The organism is Pedobacter sp. SYSU D00535 (assembly GCF_017355855.1).
Taxonomy (GTDB): Bacteria; Bacteroidota; Bacteroidia; order Sphingobacteriales; family Sphingobacteriaceae; genus Desertivirga.
The window spans coordinates 329,568-345,839 of the sequence record NZ_JAFEWD010000001.1 but is presented as its reverse complement, the minus strand read 5'-3'; the positions used below and the strand labels follow the sequence as shown (position 1 = coordinate 345,839).

21 protein-coding genes and 1 tRNA gene are annotated in these 16,272 nt (G+C 43.8%); 13 read left to right on the top strand and 9 right to left on the bottom strand.

Annotated features, from left to right (window positions below; translation table 11 throughout):
* Positions 1-2: 2 nt before the first annotated feature.
* Complete coding sequence (locus J4N23_RS01320; protein ID WP_207425202.1) at positions 3-518, top strand: DUF2911 domain-containing protein; 516 nt, start codon at positions 3-5, stop codon at positions 516-518.
* Between the two features lie 32 nt (positions 519-550).
* Here the strand turns inward: J4N23_RS01320 and J4N23_RS01315 are convergent, their stop codons facing one another.
* The 3 genes from J4N23_RS01315 to J4N23_RS01305 are packed head-to-tail and all read right to left on the bottom strand — an operon-like array spanning position 551 to position 2,376.
* Positions 551-961, bottom strand: a complete 411-nt coding sequence (locus J4N23_RS01315) for a DUF2721 domain-containing protein (protein ID WP_207425201.1) — start codon at positions 959-961, stop codon at positions 551-553.
* 7 nt (positions 962-968) lie between these two features.
* Positions 969-1,385: a DUF2721 domain-containing protein gene (locus J4N23_RS01310; protein ID WP_207425200.1), complete on the bottom strand. Its 417-nt coding sequence runs from the start codon at positions 1,383-1,385 to the stop codon at positions 969-971.
* A gap of 4 nt (positions 1,386-1,389) precedes the next feature.
* Positions 1,390-2,376, bottom strand: coding sequence for a D-alanine--D-alanine ligase (locus J4N23_RS01305; protein WP_207425199.1), 987 nt, complete (start codon positions 2,374-2,376; stop codon positions 1,390-1,392).
* 246 nt (positions 2,377-2,622) lie between these two features.
* On the opposite strand from J4N23_RS01305, the gene J4N23_RS01300 reads away from it, so the two are divergent.
* The 10 genes from J4N23_RS01300 to J4N23_RS01260 all read left to right on the top strand — a co-directional run bounded on the left by J4N23_RS01300 (position 2,623) and on the right by J4N23_RS01260 (position 7,824).
* Positions 2,623-3,396: a PASTA domain-containing protein gene (locus J4N23_RS01300; protein ID WP_207425198.1), complete on the top strand. Its 774-nt coding sequence runs from the start codon at positions 2,623-2,625 to the stop codon at positions 3,394-3,396.
* Positions 3,377-3,691 (top strand): rhodanese-like domain-containing protein, encoded by a 315-nt coding sequence (locus J4N23_RS01295; protein ID WP_207425197.1) that lies wholly within the window; start codon positions 3,377-3,379, stop codon positions 3,689-3,691. Before J4N23_RS01300 ends, J4N23_RS01295 begins: the two co-directional genes overlap by 20 nt.
* 18 nt (positions 3,692-3,709) lie before the next feature.
* On the top strand, positions 3,710-4,765 hold the full coding sequence (gene mltG / locus J4N23_RS01290; protein ID WP_207425196.1) for an endolytic transglycosylase MltG: 1,056 nt from the start codon (positions 3,710-3,712) through the stop codon (positions 4,763-4,765).
* A 1-nt stretch (position 4,766) separates the two neighbouring features.
* Entirely contained in the window at positions 4,767-5,174 is a 408-nt protein-coding gene (locus J4N23_RS01285; RefSeq protein WP_207425195.1) for a thioesterase family protein, read from the top strand.
* Between the two features lie 3 nt (positions 5,175-5,177).
* Positions 5,178-6,182 carry a YihY/virulence factor BrkB family protein gene (locus J4N23_RS01280; protein WP_207425194.1) on the top strand — a complete coding sequence of 335 codons (1,005 nt, stop codon included), beginning with the start codon at positions 5,178-5,180 and terminating at the stop codon, positions 6,180-6,182.
* 87 nt (positions 6,183-6,269) lie between these two features.
* Positions 6,270-6,354 (top strand) — tRNA-Ser (locus J4N23_RS01275).
* A 239-nt stretch (positions 6,355-6,593) separates the two neighbouring features.
* Positions 6,594-6,899: a VOC family protein gene (locus tag J4N23_RS01270; RefSeq protein ID WP_242689036.1), complete on the top strand. Its 306-nt coding sequence runs from the start codon at positions 6,594-6,596 to the stop codon at positions 6,897-6,899.
* On the top strand, positions 6,886-7,044 hold the full coding sequence (locus J4N23_RS20890; RefSeq protein WP_242689035.1) for a hypothetical protein: 159 nt from the start codon (positions 6,886-6,888) through the stop codon (positions 7,042-7,044). The genes J4N23_RS01270 and J4N23_RS20890 overlap by 14 nt, the downstream gene beginning before the upstream one ends.
* Before the next feature lie 35 nt (positions 7,045-7,079).
* Entirely contained in the window at positions 7,080-7,478 is a 399-nt protein-coding gene (locus J4N23_RS01265; RefSeq protein ID WP_207425193.1) for a GNAT family N-acetyltransferase, read from the top strand.
* A gap of 127 nt (positions 7,479-7,605) precedes the next feature.
* Positions 7,606-7,824 (top strand): hypothetical protein, encoded by a 219-nt coding sequence (locus tag J4N23_RS01260; RefSeq protein WP_207425192.1) that lies wholly within the window; start codon positions 7,606-7,608, stop codon positions 7,822-7,824.
* A 109-nt stretch (positions 7,825-7,933) separates the two neighbouring features.
* Here the strand turns inward: J4N23_RS01260 and J4N23_RS01255 are convergent, their stop codons facing one another.
* From J4N23_RS01255 to J4N23_RS01245, 3 genes are all read right to left on the bottom strand, one after another.
* Positions 7,934-8,362: an HIT family protein gene (locus J4N23_RS01255; RefSeq protein WP_207425191.1), complete on the bottom strand. Its 429-nt coding sequence runs from the start codon at positions 8,360-8,362 to the stop codon at positions 7,934-7,936.
* Between the two features lie 137 nt (positions 8,363-8,499).
* Positions 8,500-8,898: a DUF1801 domain-containing protein gene (locus tag J4N23_RS01250; RefSeq protein WP_207425190.1), complete on the bottom strand. Its 399-nt coding sequence runs from the start codon at positions 8,896-8,898 to the stop codon at positions 8,500-8,502.
* A 234-nt stretch (positions 8,899-9,132) separates the two neighbouring features.
* On the bottom strand, positions 9,133-10,221 hold the full coding sequence (locus J4N23_RS01245; RefSeq protein WP_207425189.1) for a hypothetical protein: 1,089 nt from the start codon (positions 10,219-10,221) through the stop codon (positions 9,133-9,135).
* 273 nt (positions 10,222-10,494) lie between these two features.
* Between J4N23_RS01245 and J4N23_RS01240 the strand changes: the two genes are divergently transcribed.
* Complete coding sequence (locus J4N23_RS01240) at positions 10,495-10,905, top strand: VOC family protein (protein ID WP_207425188.1); 411 nt, start codon at positions 10,495-10,497, stop codon at positions 10,903-10,905.
* Between the two features lie 62 nt (positions 10,906-10,967).
* On the opposite strand, the gene J4N23_RS01235 is transcribed toward J4N23_RS01240, so the two are convergent.
* Positions 10,968-11,498, bottom strand: coding sequence for a hypothetical protein (locus J4N23_RS01235; RefSeq protein WP_207425187.1), 531 nt, complete (start codon positions 11,496-11,498; stop codon positions 10,968-10,970).
* A 138-nt stretch (positions 11,499-11,636) separates the two neighbouring features.
* Positions 11,637-11,855, bottom strand: coding sequence for a hypothetical protein (locus J4N23_RS01230; RefSeq protein ID WP_207425186.1), 219 nt, complete (start codon positions 11,853-11,855; stop codon positions 11,637-11,639).
* A gap of 272 nt (positions 11,856-12,127) precedes the next feature.
* Here J4N23_RS01230 and J4N23_RS01225 point away from each other — a divergent pair, with 272 nt between their 5' ends.
* Complete coding sequence (locus tag J4N23_RS01225) at positions 12,128-12,970, top strand: VOC family protein (RefSeq protein ID WP_207425185.1); 843 nt, start codon at positions 12,128-12,130, stop codon at positions 12,968-12,970.
* 221 nt (positions 12,971-13,191) lie between these two features.
* Here the strand turns inward: J4N23_RS01225 and J4N23_RS01220 are convergent, their stop codons facing one another.
* Complete coding sequence (locus tag J4N23_RS01220) at positions 13,192-16,191, bottom strand: DUF2723 domain-containing protein (RefSeq protein ID WP_207425184.1); 3,000 nt, start codon at positions 16,189-16,191, stop codon at positions 13,192-13,194.
* Positions 16,192-16,272: the final 81 nt, after the last annotated feature.

Below are 16,272 nucleotides of genomic sequence, written 5' to 3'. Positions count from 1 at the left end.
AAATGAAAAAGTTCTTTATTTTAACCCTGATTTCAGCGGTATTTCTCAGTTTCAACTCTTTTGCTCAACAAGATAAAAGCAAAAGGGTAAGTCCCCCGGATAGCGTGTCGCAAAAGATTAAAAGCGGCGCTACCATCACTATCAACTATAGCAAACCTTCTGTTAAAGGCAGAAAGATAGGAACTGAGATAGCCCAGTACGGAAAAGTATGGCGTACCGGAGCCAATGAGGCAACTACATTTCAGGTGACCAAAGATGTAAAAGTAGAGGGAAAAGCACTTCCGGCGGGCAAATACAGTCTATATACTATCCCCGGGGAAAAAGAATGGGTAGTGATTTTTAATAAAAACTGGAAACAATGGGGTACTCAGTATAAGGAAGCTGACGACCAGCTTCGGGTTACTGTAGCACCTGAGAAGGCTGAGTCATTCAACGAGCAGATGCAATTCAAGATCGCGAAGCACGGAGAAGTTTCTCTGAGCTGGGGGGACGTCGAAGTGGAATTCGAAGTAAAATAAACGGATGTTCCGTGATAGAAAGGGTGCTATTATTAGTGCCCTTTTTTGTTTTTAGGGAGGTGTCCGAGGTCCTCCAGCTCCGTTTTAAGGGCCTCTGCCGAAATAATAATCTCCCACACCGATAAGGCCAGCGCCGACAGCAAGAACAGCAGACTCAGACTGAAAACGATCGCGGCTACCTGAATGTATCCTCCGAAAAGCAGCAGCATACACATCACACTACAAGCAAAGCTAGCGATACCCAATGCCTGCATGCTGCGTATCAGGTAAATCCGTCTCCGGATGTTTAATAATTGGGAAAGGATATTGGGGCTTTTGTTTTTCTGATATTGATTCTTCAGATTTCTAACCAGTCCCCCTAAATGAATAAACTTAGTGGTGTATGCAAGCAGAATAAGTGATATCGCGGGAAAAAGAATAGCCGGAGTCGTAATGGTGAACATACCTCTCCTATTTCTTTCGCTCGCTTTCGCGGATATACTCCTCTACATCACTCAACTCAAGTTCTAAGGCTTTCACAGAAATCTGAATTTCCCGGAGTGAAATAAATAGTGAAATCATTAGCAGCAACAAACTTAGACCGAATAGGTATTTTGCAATGAGTTGCTCGCCGTTATAGAGTAGCCACATGGTGAGTACACACATAAAGAAGCTTAAGATAGCACAAGCTTGCATGTTCCTCACCTGAAAAATGCGCGTACGAATATTACTTATCTGTCCCAGCAGATTCGGGTTTTGATTTTCTACGTACTGCGATTTCAGGTTCCTGATTAAACTTGCCAGGGCCAGGAACCTGTTGGTGTAAGCTAACAGCAATAACGAAATTGCCGGAAAAAGTAAGGCTGGCGTAGTAAGTGTTAGCTCCATTGGATCAGGCTATTACTACCTCTATCAATTCGGTATAAAAGTCTTCGATCGTTCTACCTATCGCCCTCACCTGTTGTGGAATCAGACTGTTCTCCGTCTGTCCGGGCACCGTGTTTACTTCTATAAAGTAAAATTTGCCTGTTTCTTCTTCCAGGATATAATCGATACGTACTACTCCCCGACAATTTAGCTTCAGATAAGCCGCTTCTACAACACGCTCTATCCGTGCTTTTTCTTCGTCACTCATTCTCCCTGGCGTAATTTCTTCGGTAACGCCGGTTGTATATTTCGCTTCAAAATCAAAAAACTCTTTTGAGCTCACAATCTCGGTAGCTGGTAGAACTTTAATGCCTTCCTTTCCCTTGTATACCCCAATGGTAAATTCACGGCCTTTCACAAATTCCTCCACTAATACCTGTGTGTCTTCTTTAAAAGCTTTTTCCAATGCTTCGGGAAGTTCTCCGGCCGACTTTACTTTGCTCATACCGATGCTGCTGCCTCCGTTATTGGGTTTTACGAAAAGAGGTAAATGAAGTGCCTGTAATACCTTTTCAGCAGTATCGGCTTCGTTGTTAAATAGTTGCATCGAGCGGGCTACATATAAGTCGGTAATGCCATCCACGATCGCTTTTGTGTATCCCTTGTTCATAGTGATAGCAGAGGTCAACGCATCGCAGGTAGTATAAGGAATACCCAGCATATCGAAGTAGCCCTGCAATTTGCCATCTTCACCCGGAGAACCGTGAAGCCCGATAAACACTGCGTTGAAGGAAACTTTCTGCCCGTTTAGGTTCAGTGAAAAGTCGTTTTTGTCCACTTCTACTTTTACCCCGGCATCATTAATGTAGTACCAGCTTTGTCTGGTGATGATGATTTTGTAGACGTCGAACTTACTACGGTCGATGTTTTGACTGATTACTTCTGCACTCTTCAATGATATAACTGATTCGCCGGTAAAACCTCCGGTTACAAGAGCTATGGTTTTCTTCATGCGGCCAAAGATAATTTATATTAAAAGTCATTTATATCTATTTGATCGATCTTTTTAAAATTCCCCTTCAGAACTCTCTCGAACTCTCCTTCACAGAGCCATTGAGCTATTGGTTCTTATATGTCGCCCCGATCAGGTTCGTAGGAAATAACTGCCCGGAATGATGAATTAAAAGCAGCAAGAATATAATGAAATGATGTTTTTTTCAGTTAAGTTTGAGGCTGATTTTGCAGAAGGGCACCATTAATGAATAAGTTTTTAGCGTACCTGCGGACAGAGACCTTCAGGAAAAACCTGATTATTGCCATTGTTTCTATCGCGGCTTTTATACTCATAATTTTCTTTAGCTTAAGATTTTATACTCGTCATGGTGAAGGAATACCTGTGCCAAAACTGAAAGGGCTGTCCGTAGAGGAAGCCATAGAAGTACTGGAGTCTGCAGGTTTACGTTACGAAATTGACTCGGTTTACCAGATGGACAAAAAGCCGGGATTGGTGATCGAACAAGATCCGGATGCCAGAACGAATGTAAAGATGGATCGTACTATCTATTTAACGATAATTACTACCAACGCTCCTGAAGTAGGTTTCCCGGACGTTTTTGAAATGACGTTTCTGGAAGCGCGAGCTGTGCTGGGAAACTATGGAATAAAAATTGGTGATACATCGTATACATCAGACATCGTAAGAGACCGGGTTCTGGAAGTAATACATCGTGGAAAACGCTTAAGTCAGGGAGATCCTATCCCGAAAGGCTCGACTATAAGCCTGGTGTTGGGTGACGGTAAAGGGGCAAGTGAGGTGGATCTGCCAAATTTGATGGGCTTAACTTTACCAGAAGCGATCTTTGCACTCAGAGGTTCTTCTCTGAAACCCGGCAGTATTAACTATGAAGGCGACATTACCGACAGTTCTACCGTTCGCGTAGTGAAACAGTATCCATCGCTTGACTCCCTAAATAAAGTGAGTATTGGCACCCCGGTCGACCTAATTCTTTCTAATGAAGCCCCTATCGAATGATATATCAGCCAGCGAGCTAAAAGAAAAATTATCAAATGGCGTTCAAGTACATATTATTGATGTGCGCGAACAGCTTGAGTTTCATACCTATAATATTGGTGGTCTGAATATACCATTGGGTACACTCGGTCAGGAACTGGAAGAGTTGGAATTCGAGAAAGAGGAAGAAATTGTAATGGTGTGCCAGCGCGGACTTCGTAGCGAAACAGCAAGACGACTGATGGCTGCGAATGGATTTATAAACGTAAGAAATCTGACAGGAGGCTTACTGGCTTACAGAAGAACAGATCTATAAAAACATTCTACATACAAAATGACTGAAAATAAAACTTCGGGACTGAGCAAGAAAACTAAATTTATCATTGCGCTGGCAGGCGTGCTTGTCATTGCTCTTGGGATTACAGCATTCAATTATTATTTAAGATATTTTGGTCCAAGTGTAACCGACAACGAAGAGTACCTGTACATTCGGACCGGTTCTACCTTTGACGACGTTTATCAAACCATCAGAGAAAAAGAGATGGTGAAGGATACGAGTGTGTTTCTATGGGCAGCGCTCAACATGGATTACCCTAAAGCTGTAAAACCGGGAAAATATAAGTTGAATCCGGGAATGAGTAACCGAAGGTTCATCAACATGTTGAAAGCGGGTAATCAGGAACCCGTACAGTTGAAGTTCAAGAACCATCGCTTGAAAGAGAATTTCGCTGGTTATATCTCTACCTTGATCGAAGCAGACTCGACTTCAATTATCAACTTGTTGGACTCGTCCGCATTTGTAAGCAAGTATGGATTTACCCCAGACAACGTGTATGCGATGTTCATCCCGAATTCTTACGAGATGTACTGGAATACTTCGGCAGAGAAGTTTTTCAAGCGGATGCATGAAGAATATGAGAAGTTTTGGACTTCTGCCCGACTGGAAAAAGCAAAAGCAATTGGGATGGAACCTACTCAGGTAAGCATTTTGGCAGCCATAGTAGATGCAGAAGCACTGCATGATGATGAGATGCCAACTATCGCGGGCTTGTATATGAACCGCTACAAACGGGGTATCAAATTACAGGCGGATCCAACCGTTATCTTTGCAAATAAAGATTTTACGATTCGCCGGGTTCTTAATCGTCATCTTACCAAAGACTCGCCTTATAATACTTATGTTTATGCCGGCTTGCCTCCGGGGCCTATCATGATGCCGAGTATCAATGCTATTGATGCTGTGCTTAACCATAAAAAGCACAACTTTATCTATATGTGCGCCAAGGAAGATTTTTCGGGATACCACAATTTTGCAGTCACTGTTAGCGAACACCAGGCAAATGCTCGCAGATTCCAACAAGCACTGAACCAACGTAATATCCGACGATAAGATGTTTAGTCACGAAACTAAAATAAGAGTCAGGTACGGTGAAACAGACCAGATGGGGTATATGTATTACGGCAACTATGCTGAGTTCTATGAAGTAGCCCGGGTGGAAATGTTGAGGAGTATTGGGATGACGTATAAAGGAATGGAGGAACAGGGGGTGATGATGCCTGTGCTGGAGATGCATTGCAAATATCTCAAACCAGCCTTGTACGACGAGGAAATTACGATTAAAACCACAATAGAAAAGAAACCGGGTGTTAGGATTCATTTCAGGTACCAGTTTTTTAATGAAAAGAATGAGTATATTCACGAAGGAGAAACTACATTGGTGTTTATTGATATGCAGAAGAACAGACCCTGCATGCCGCCGCAACAGTTTCAAGATCGCCTGAATCCTTATTTTGATTAACAAATGCTGTGGCTGCACAAACTCCTACTTAAAACTAAGCCTTATTCCATGTTTATCGACTGGAGTAAGACTGTTGTATTTCCCGGCTTCAGCCCACTCCCGCTCTATACCGTGGGGACTTTCTTTTTTCAAGAGATAAGCAAAGATTCACTGGTTAATAAAGCATCCTCTTTGGCTTATACCTGGATGTTAGCGATCTTCCCGGCCATCATCTTTATCTTTACGCTAATCCCTTACATCCCCATCGATGGCTTTCAGGATAAGCTGATGTCGATTTTGCAAATGGTGCTGCCGCATAACGCATATTTGGCGGTTGAGAGTACTTTCGAGGAGATCATCAAGAAACAAAATGGCGGATTGCTCTCCTTCGGTTTTTTCGCGGCCCTGTTTTTTGCTACCAACGGTATCAGTAATTTGATGGCTGCTTTCAATAAGTCGTCTTTAATTATTGAATCCCGCGGATGGGTGAAGCAGCGACTCGTAGCCGTTGCCTTAACCCTGGTATTGTTCTTCGCCCTTGTAACGGGCCTTGGTATCATCACCGTCGGCGAGTATGTGATCGGCCAGTTGCGAGAAGGTTTCGAGTTTAAAGACACCTTTTGGGTGGTGCTGATCAACTTCGTACGCTGGTTTATCTTGACAGCGGTTTATTTTGTTACCATCTCCGTTTTGTACCGCTATGGCCCCTCTCATGCTAAAAAGTGGAAACTATTTAGTCCGGGTGCCTGGTTGGCTACCGTACTTGCTTTGCTTACCTTTTGGGGATTTGCTTTCTACATCAACAACTTTAGTAATTTTAATAAGCTTTACGGATCTATCGGTACGCTTATCGTCATCATGATCTGGCTTTACGTTAATTCGCTTATTATCCTGATCGGATTTGAGCTTAACGCCAGTGTTGACCTTTCGAAACGAAGCATTAAGATTGTGAGGCCCCGTTTTAACTCATTCAAAAATGAAGAAACGCCCGAAAAAACACAGAAAACTATTTTTAATAAAAAAATATAACGCTGAGTTCCAGTTAGCTAAAGGCTGATTACAAAAAAATAATACACCTTTTTTGCAGAATTAAAGAGAGTTTGTACTTTTGCCCCCGGAGAGATGGCAGAGTGGTCGATTGCGGCGGTCTTGAAAACCGTTGACTGTTAAAGGTCCGGGGGTTCGAATCCCTCTCTCTCCGCTAAAAGAAAGGCGTCCTGAGAAAGGATGCCTTTCTTGCTTTGAGGCGTTCAGAAGGTTACGCTCCTGACCTTTTTGCTGATCCCAAACCTTGTATTTAATTCTACCTCTAATTGTTTCTTCATACCAAGCTTCTATATCCTCTCGAGTAGTCAAAGAATTATGAGATGTTCGTCTAAATCAGGTGTTGTTCATTTTAGTTATTTTAGTAAAATTTCGGCACCTAAACGCGATAAGATCATGGAGGAAAAAAACACGTCGTTACAAATGCACAATGTTGGTATTGTGGTAGAATCCCTTGATAACGCTATCTCTTTTTTTTCTGACATTGGTTTAAGACTCGAAGGTCGGGGAAAAGTCGAAGGAGAATGGGCAGGTCGCGTTACTGGCCTCGGCTCTCAATCAGTTGAGGTTGCTATGATGGCCACCCCCGATGGTCACAACAGACTGGAGCTTTGCCAATTTTTAAGTCCACTCACCGTCTCTGACCACCGGACTGCTCCGGTAAACGCTCTGGGTTATCTACGGGGTGATGTTCAATGTTGAAGATGTTGACGAAATGGTATCCAGGTTGAGTAAGCGTGGTGCCGAGCTTGTTGGTGAAGTTGTTCAGTACGAAGACTCGTATCGACTCTGCTACATCCGTGGAGTTGAAGGGCTTTTGATCGGCCTGGCAGAGGAACTTGGCTGATATTCAATTATTATATGTATTCAATCTGACCTTTAATGAAAATTACTTACAAATCTGACTTCATTCCTGGTACATACGATATTATCGATTTATATAGAAGTTCCGGGATTAACCGACCCGTTGATGATGTTGAACGCATCGCTAAAATGTACGCTAATTCTAACCTGATTATCACAGCCTGGCAGGATGAGAAGCTGGTAGGCGTTGCCCGTTCCCTAACAGACTTTTGCTACTGTTGTTATCTTTCTGATCTGGCAGTACGATCAGAATATCAGAAAGAAGGTATTGGGAAGCGTTTAATAACGCTTACGAAAGAGAAAATTGGAGAAGGTGCTGCCCTGATATTGTTATCAGCACCTACTGCCATGGAATATTATCCGAAAGTTGGCTTCGAGAAAATTGAGAATGGATTTATTATCAAACGAAAGAAGTAGGTCAGTGAGCTGTCTTGCCAGAGCCAGAATTTTCTCTGGATTTTACTCTGGTGCAAACAAAATCGGTAGGGTTACCTTTTTTACCCGAAGGGTATAAAAAATTAAACAACCCTTAAAATTAAACACCATGAAAAAATTATTTCAATTCGCACTTATTGCATCAGCAATCTCAATTTCAGTTAGCTCTTGTGGTTCTTCAACTAATTCTGGCAATAATACGACCGATTCGTTGGCTGCAGAAATAGATTCAGCCGCAGAGTCAAATGCCCAGGCTTTCGAGGCTCAGGCTGATACGATCGATTCGGTTGCTGATGCGAAAATAGACTCTTTGAAAGAGGGTAACTAAATTTAACAGAGTCCGGATAGAGGTTCTTTATCCGGACTTTTTAATGTCGATAATCTTCATCATGCCGCGGGTATCGACTGAAGTGCATCGCAGAATTGGAGGTGCTATTTTATAAGTTTTCTTTGATCTTATTAATTACCTCTGCATACTCTTCCTCAGTCAGGTAAACCTTTTCGTCGGGCTGCATATCAAAAGTACTCCCCCATTTTGGTGCATCTTCGTACTTCGGTACAATGTGGAAGTGGATGTGAGGCATCTTGTCTCCATACGCACCGTAATTGATCTTGCCTGGACCAAATGCAGTTTTGATGGCTTTGGCTGTCTTAGCAACATCTTTCATAAATAAATTCATTTCCTCTTCCGGCAGCTCAAAAATTTCTTCTTTGTGTGCTTTCTTATAGGCCAGCACGCTCCGACCCTTATAGCTCTGCTCTTTAAACAGGTATAGAATGGAAGCGTCTAATTCACAAATTTCAATCATTAAGTCGGTGAGGCGCTGATCCTTTGCGCAATACATACATGGATTTCCTGTACTCATAGATTCGTTTTTTAGCTAATAATTCCTTCGATTTTATCTTCACGGAAAATATCGCGTTTTCTTCCCAATTTAAAATGAGTTCAGCCATATATCTTTGTTTTTAAAAATATCTAAGCTAAAGAGGAGTTGTAGCGGGCTTAATCAATGCCGGTGAGGGGCTCGAGCGTCCCCTTTCGCTTTATGAGGTTTTTATAATCCCATTGTATTCGTCTTGATTTCTCCAGCCAGCGACGCAAATCCTCAGCATTGAGCTGTTCCAGCGACCGGTACCTTGCCTCTGCCGCCTTAAATGATCCTTCCTTTTGTAAGCCCTCCTCGCCAAAGGACTGCCCACTCCAAAACAGCAAGCGGACAGCATCTTTTAATTTGCTATAACCAACTATCGGATTCCCCTCCAAAAACCAAACTGGATGACGGTGCCAGATCTTATTTTCAGCTTCCGGTAAGCTTTGACTGATTTCATTTGCGAGCAAATCGCAAATAACCTTATCCTCCGCGGATAAGCTATTGTTGTAAGCCCTTATTTCGTTGTTCATTATACCTCTGACTAAGTTTGGTGCCCCTAAGTTACTAAGCAATAGTTCAGAATAACCGGTATAAAAGCGACAAGTTGAGGTGTGGATAGTGACAATGGAATAAAATTGCCTCCTAAAATTCAACGCTCTTAAATATATCAATCAATTAGCTGGTGCGACAGCAGCCGACTAATTTCCCAAAAATGACCTTGCCTTATCTCAAGGCGAAGCTATCGCGGGTTTTCCTGATATTATTTAAAGCCCTATCCGAAAAGATAGGCCAAATCTTCCGGCATCTACATCTGCTGTGGGGGACAAGTAAAAGTTCGGTCTCCAGTCGAACGCCAGCTCTACTTTCGTTTGCGGAATTTTGTACTCCAACCCGGTTACCGGTACAAGTGCTACAGCATCCGGCCCCTCTCCCGCAAAGAACTGAGGCCCCAATCCTATGTATAGGTTCAGACCGGGATCTGACCTGACCGCAAAATGCCGCTGTACTTGAGCGCCTAAACTCAACAGGTCGCCTTCGTAAAATACAAGAGCTGCGTCAATCGCATACTTTCGATTGAAACGATGCTTGAAATTTGGACCTACTCCGATAGGTTGTTTCCCAAGATCTACACGGAGACCAATACTGTTGGCTGAAGCAGGAGCTCTCTCCGCTCGCGCAACTGAGGCGGACTGGGGTCGTTTGGCTGGAGTCCGGGGAGCCGTTTTAGCAACAGCTCGCTTCTTAGCGGCTGCAGACGAGGTGGACGGCTTGGTTCCTGCTTTTTTTGCCGGGCTAGCTGCGATTTTTTGAGGTGTCGCCGGGCTCTTTGCTGTCCGGGGTGTTGGGGCAGCTTTCTTTTCTGTTGGATTTTTGGAGGCGACCAAAGCCGCGGGCCCGCTGGCGACTCCGCTAGTCCGACTGCTTTTTTCACTTGTAGCCACACCGGCTTTAACTTTATCTGTTTGCGCGTTCATCCTGCTGATCGCACTTAATTTAGTGGATACGCTGCCCAGTACATCATGTCTGTACTTTACCTTGAAGTTGTAGGTTGCAGCAGCGTTAGGACTAGCATTTGAACCACTACCTGCTGTAACTATTACTCTGGCTGATGGCTTAAGTGGTATCCACCGGCCCGCTTGCTGATAATAAAAAGTATTTGAGCTTTGATTGTGGAAAGTAACATGCCTTCCATTGCAAGAAACGTTTCCGGCAGCGTCACTTACCTGTGCCACCACACCGGCTTGGATATAAAGCTGTGGGTTTACATAACAACTAATAGAAACGGATTTTTCTGTCTCCTGAGCAAAAACTGTCTGCCATAGAAGAGGTAGCAGTACCAAATAAACTTTCATAAGTGTGTGTGGGTGTGTGATGCTTATTACACCGATTTAGCGAAATTGTTTGGCCACTATTTGTCGAAGTCTTCCCTTGGTCCCAGGGACAAAAGGAGAAATAACAAATTAGGTGTTGCTTTTAAACCTGACCGGAACGCACCTGTTTTTTGTCTTGCGCGGCACCGTCTTCTTACTACCTAAATTTGGATTTTTGATGTAAGAAATACCTACTACCTATACCTGATTTGAAAACTCAATCAACAACAGAAATACCCTAAAAACTTTAAGACAATGGAAACAGTAAAAAATCCGATTGGTTGGTCAGAAATCTATGTAGAAGACATGGCAAGAGCCCAAAGATTCTACGAAACAGTCCTTAATATTAAAATGGAGCCAGCACCAGTTCCACAAGGTATGGAGGCGGAAGAGGGCACGGATGAGTATTTTGAGATGGTATTCTTCCCCGGAAACATGAGCACCTTCGGTTCAAGTGGATCGCTCGTGAAATCGAACATGTTTAAGCCAGGACCGGGTGGAACTTTAAACTATTTTTCGTGTGATGACTGTGCCGAAGAAATTTCGAGAGTAGTAGCTGCCGGCGGAAAAGTGCTACAAGATAAGATGTCTATTGGAGAGTATGGATTCTGTGGAATCTGTACGGATACTGAAGGTAACCCTATAGGTTTTCATTCAATGAAATAGACCAGAACCTTGCCCTCTCCTGCTCCTTAGTAGCACGTGAGGGCAGGTACTACCCACTAGTGTTAAAAATTAAAAATACTCTTAAAATCGATTTTTGGGCGTTTCTTATCCTCCCGGATGATCTTGTTATTGCTAAGCGTAATAATGAATTTTTGGATACCGGCGCGATCTGTCTTTACCTGAAAAGTTAAATTCAAGTTTCCTTTTGTATAACTAGAATTCTCATTAAGCCCCGATTTGTCGTTCCGGGCGAACTGTAGGTCCACCATCTGCCTGCGCAGTCGCTCAAACTCAGAACGTTCCAGAGTAACGTATTGTAAGAAGGATTTTAAGGGATCATGATTGTTCACCGCTTTGGAAACCGTTTTTTGTTCCGGAGCTTTTTTACGATTCGAGAAACTGTAGATCTGGCCACCCTGTACTGGTATAGAATCTTTACCAATGAAAGAATACCCCATCAGGAACAGATTTTCCTCTGCTGTATTCATACTGGCATTTAGAGCTGCTTCCAATTGTTCGAGGGTTAGTCTTTGAGCGTTGACATGATTAAAAAGGAAGAGTGAGATCAGAAGGACTAAAAGTCTTTTCATCATAATACTTAGCTGCTACCCGGATTTATCCGAATATAGTCAGTATTCGCGTTTACGAAGAAAAGGTTACAGGCAGAAGTATTTAGGTGTTATGCTGCCTTACCTTTTCAGCCTCTTCCCTTAAAGGGAGGTAAAGATGTCTTACCATCCCGTACCCGGCTCATGGTTGGCGCCAAATGACCGATAGTTAGAGCGGCCGTGGTTGGAATGGTGCGGTACGAAACTACGGTGATGACTAACGTGTCCTTTAGTTTCGTCATGTCCTGTTGGTAGCTCGGCTTCGGTCTGATTCAAAGTCTCTTTGTTTGTTACAGCCTCTTTTTCTGTAAACTGCAACTGGTTTTTTTCTGGTGCTTCCATGGTAAATGTGTTTATGGTTACCCGCGGTGAATTAGTATAAATTTACTTAAAAACAATCGCAATAACGAGGGTTGAAAATATTTAAATAATTGAAATACAGTCCTATTTAGATATCTACATATCGTCTGCGAACATCACCTACGAGAAAAGCAGGAGAATAGACGCTTCTTTCAATATTGACGCTTTTTGCCCCTTAAATTGTCGCCTGCATACCCCTTGATTTCGTCAAAACAGTCATATGTTTGCTATGAACAATTAGTAAATGTAGCGCTATGAACAACTCGATCTATCCATGTTTAACTATCAGGAACCGGATGCAGGAAGCAGCCGATTTTTACCTCTCAACTTTTGGAGAAGGAGCTATCGCACAGACGTCTCCCTGGGCGGTCCAGTTGGAACTAAGCGGTCAAAAGTTTCTTATTCTTAATGACGGTCCTACTAGTCTTCCCAATCCCTCTGTCTCGTTCATGGTAATTTTGGAAAACCAAGAAGAAACGGAACGCTGCTGGCATAAATTGATAGAAGGAGGTTCGTCGTTGATGCCCCTCGGTAGTTATGATTGGAGCGAAAAATACGGTTGGTTGCAGGATAAATATGGCGTATCCTGGCAGCTATACACAGGAAGCAGTAGCGATGCTGTACAAAAATTCTCACCCACCTTTATGTTCTCAGGTGATGTTGCAGGAAAGGCAGCGGAAGCCGTAGACTTTTATACCGGTCTTTTCCCGAATTCAAAAGTAGTGGGTCTTTTAAATTATACTAAAGCAGATGGAGAAAATCCAGCTTTCGTAAAACACGGGCAATTTGAGCTGAATGGGTATACGATGATGGCGATGGATAGCTCGATGTCACATGGCTTCAGCTTCAACGATGCTGTTTCAATGGTAATAGAGTGTGCCAGTCAGAGTGAAATAGACCAATATTGGGAAAGTTTGAGTGCGAATGGCGGAAAAGAGGTTGCCTGTGGATGGCTTACTGATAAGTATGGAATTAGCTGGCAGGTAGTACCAAAGGTATTAGGGAAGCTGCTAAGCGATCCGCAACGTGCTCAACGGATAATGGAGCCGCTGTTGAAAATGAAAAAACTGGTTATAGCTGACCTGGAGAATGCTTGATCTGGCCGACACCTAAAGATGGCTGATTTGAACGAAGTCAGCCAGCCCCTTTTGTTCTGATTTTCTGCTGCCTCACACGTGCTATTGGTCGTTGTGTTACAACCTCCCCTGAACTGGCAGGTATTACTCATCGCCCCCACACTATGGAAGAAAACAGGCAGCAGGGCTCGAAGTTGAAATGACTTAACCCGCCAAGAGCGAAGGATATAGTATTCCGAGAATTACACCTGCAAATTCAATTGTGTTTGTTTAAGAAACTCGTCGATCTCCCTAACAATAAGCGGCTGCCTGTTTCCATCTGCAAGTTTCCTAAATTCCGATAGTATGGATATGGCTGTCCTGATATCCCGGCTCCGCTGCTGCTGTTCTTCGTCATCCAGGGAGGAAAGGTAGTTGAGCTGGTCCTTCAAAAAGCCCAACGCATCCTGTACAAGGAAGACAGCCTGCTTAGTATCGTTAGTATTAAAACTGGTAGCCGCTGCCCTGTATTTACTCACGGTATCGATTATGCCATAATTTCTCATTGGAAGTTCCAGTATCGCTTTGCGTACCACCTCCCTGGCCTCTGACGTCCGTTTTTCCTGCACCAGATTTTCAGCAAGTGTATTTAGGAGGTTCCAGCTCTGCCGCCCAATTCTTCTCGACTCAGGATCAAGATATGCCGCTTTATTGAAAGAGTTGAGTTTCAATTTGCTTTTGAAATTGGAATAGAAGACATCGGTGTTAGTTAATTCCGATTTGTCCCGCAGATCTTGCTCCTTCCGTTTAATAGGCAGGAGGCGATAAGTGTAACCCTCCAGGTAAAGATACTGGTGCAGACCTAAGTAGCTATCAGAAGATAAACCGTTGCTGAAATAGATAGGCCGCTTCCAGTTGTTATGTGCGAGAATATCTATAGCAGCCAAATCGGCCCGGGTCACGTAGTCCTTTTCCCAGGCCCACTTCATCTTGTCAGCAATCTTTGATCTGTCTTTGATCATGCCACTTGCCAGTACCTTTTCTTTGTCTACCGTTAGCTGGAAATTTTTGCTGGGAAGAAAGTTCGCTCGGCGACCGTCGTTCATTTCCACCTGATCTGCCGGGTTATCCGAGGTAAGTACTTCAAAAATGTCCTTTAGCTCGACAGAGTCAGGAATTCCGTAGTTCAGATAATAAAGCACGTCTCTTTTCCCAGCCTGATATTTCTCCTCAGGCATGGTTATAGGAAGGGGGGCAGCCGAATCCAGTTCCTTTTTTAGAGCGGTAATATAATCCGGGTCAAAGAGTAGCTGAAGATTCACCAGGCGCACATCCGTTCGAATGCCTTCCACTTGCTGAGCATACCAAAGCGGATAGGTGTCGTTGTCCGCATTGCAGAAGAGAATGGCATTGGGCGCACAGGATTGCAGGTAATTGACAGCCATATCGTGAGCAATGTAATTTCCCGAACGATCATGATCATCCCAGCCTTCCCATCCCATTACCAGTGGAACTGAAAGGCTGCTGGCTATAGCAAGTGAAATACTGGCTTTAGTCATCTTTAGTCGAGTAACTAGAGCATTTAAGGCCAGCACTCCCAAGCCGATCCAGATAGCGAAGGCATAGAACGAACCGACGTAGGCATAATCGCGTTCCCGAACTTGCAAAGGACTTTGATTAAGATATAAGACAATCGCCAGCCCAGTACAGAAGAAAAAGGCTGTTACTACCAGCGCTTCCTCTTTTCTTCTCCTAAACTGATAAATCAATCCTGCCAAGCCAAGTAAGAGCGGCAAAGCAAAAAAACTATTGTTTCCTTCGTTTTCGATAGCTGCCTGCGGCAGATTGTCATGACTCCCCAGCCTAAGTTCATCGATAGCTTTAATGCCTGTTTTCCAGTTCCCATCCGTGCCATCTCCCATTCCCTGTTCGTCGTTCTGCTTGCCAGCGAAGTTCCAGAGGAAGTATCGGAAATACATAAAGCCCATTTGATAGGTGCTGAAAAACCTGATGTTATCGCTAAAGTTAGCCTTCTCTCCTTCCGGAATATTCAACCAGTTTCTGTAGAAGTTGACATGAGCGGCATCCTCACTGTAGATCCTCGGAAAGATTGTATTGCGGTCGTAGTGATAGCTGGTCCTCTCGCCTGCTTCTTCGTACGCGGCTTTCCCCTTTCTATACAAAGTTCGTTTGTCTTTTACTTCTGTAGGCTGCGAGTCGAAGTAAGGGCCATAAAGCAATGGCGTTTCCCCGTACTGAAGCCTTCCCAGATAGCTGAACAAGGAAAAAGCGTTGTCGGGATTGCTGATGTTGATGGCCGTTTTGGCTTCTGCCCGTATCACGATCATAGCATAGGAACTGTAACCGAGTAACAGGAACGACAGGCATAGGAGGCTCAGGTTTAAACCAGGCAGCTTCCTGCGATGTGAATACAGAAGCCCGATGGTGACAGCAACTACCAGCAGCAGGATGAAAAAGAGTGCCCCGCTATGGAAGCCGAGATGCAGGGTGTTTACAAAGAAATAGTCGGACTTGAATGAAAGGAGTACCAAGTACTGAACGATACCATATTGTACGAAAGCAAGTACGAGGCATCCCAACCCAAAAGCAGCTATTGTCCCTACTGTGCTGATCTTTTTAGATCTTTTGAAATAGATGAGCAGGAAGATGGCGGGAATACTAAGTAAACTTAAGAGGTGTAGCCCTATGGAAAGTCCAATAAGGTAGGCAATAACTAAGAGCCATTTATTGGCTGAGGGTTGATCCGATACTGCATCCCATTTTAGTGCCGCCCAAAAAACGACGGCAGTACAAAGTGAAGATAAGGCATAGACTTCTGCCTCTACTGCGGAGAACCAAAAGGAGTCGGAAAAAGTGTAAGCCAGGGCCCCGGTTACGCCGGCTCCTAAAATTAGTAACTGCTCGCTACAGGAAAATGATTGCTTCTGCAGGAGCTTTCGGGCAAGTGCCGTAATAGTCCAGAAAAGAAAAAGGATGGTAAGGGCGCTGGCTAGAGCAGAAAGGAGATTCAGGAAAAAAGCTGTGCTTCTTGCATCCGCGGCAAGCAGGGAAAATAGCTTACCGATTAAAATGAACAGAGGTGCCCCGGGCTGATGCCCTACTTGAAGGCGATACGCTGCTGCAATAAACTCCCCACAATCCCAGAAACTTACACTGGGCTGAAGTGTCAAAAGGTAAACGCTAAAAGCGCAGGCGAAACAAAACCAACCGGTAAGGTTATTTAGCAGGCGAAATCTTTCCATATCCTAAATAAAAAACCAAGATAGTGGAAGGTGCTTTTCTGCTTAAGACTTTTAACGTTCGTTTAACAATTTTAACTTTTA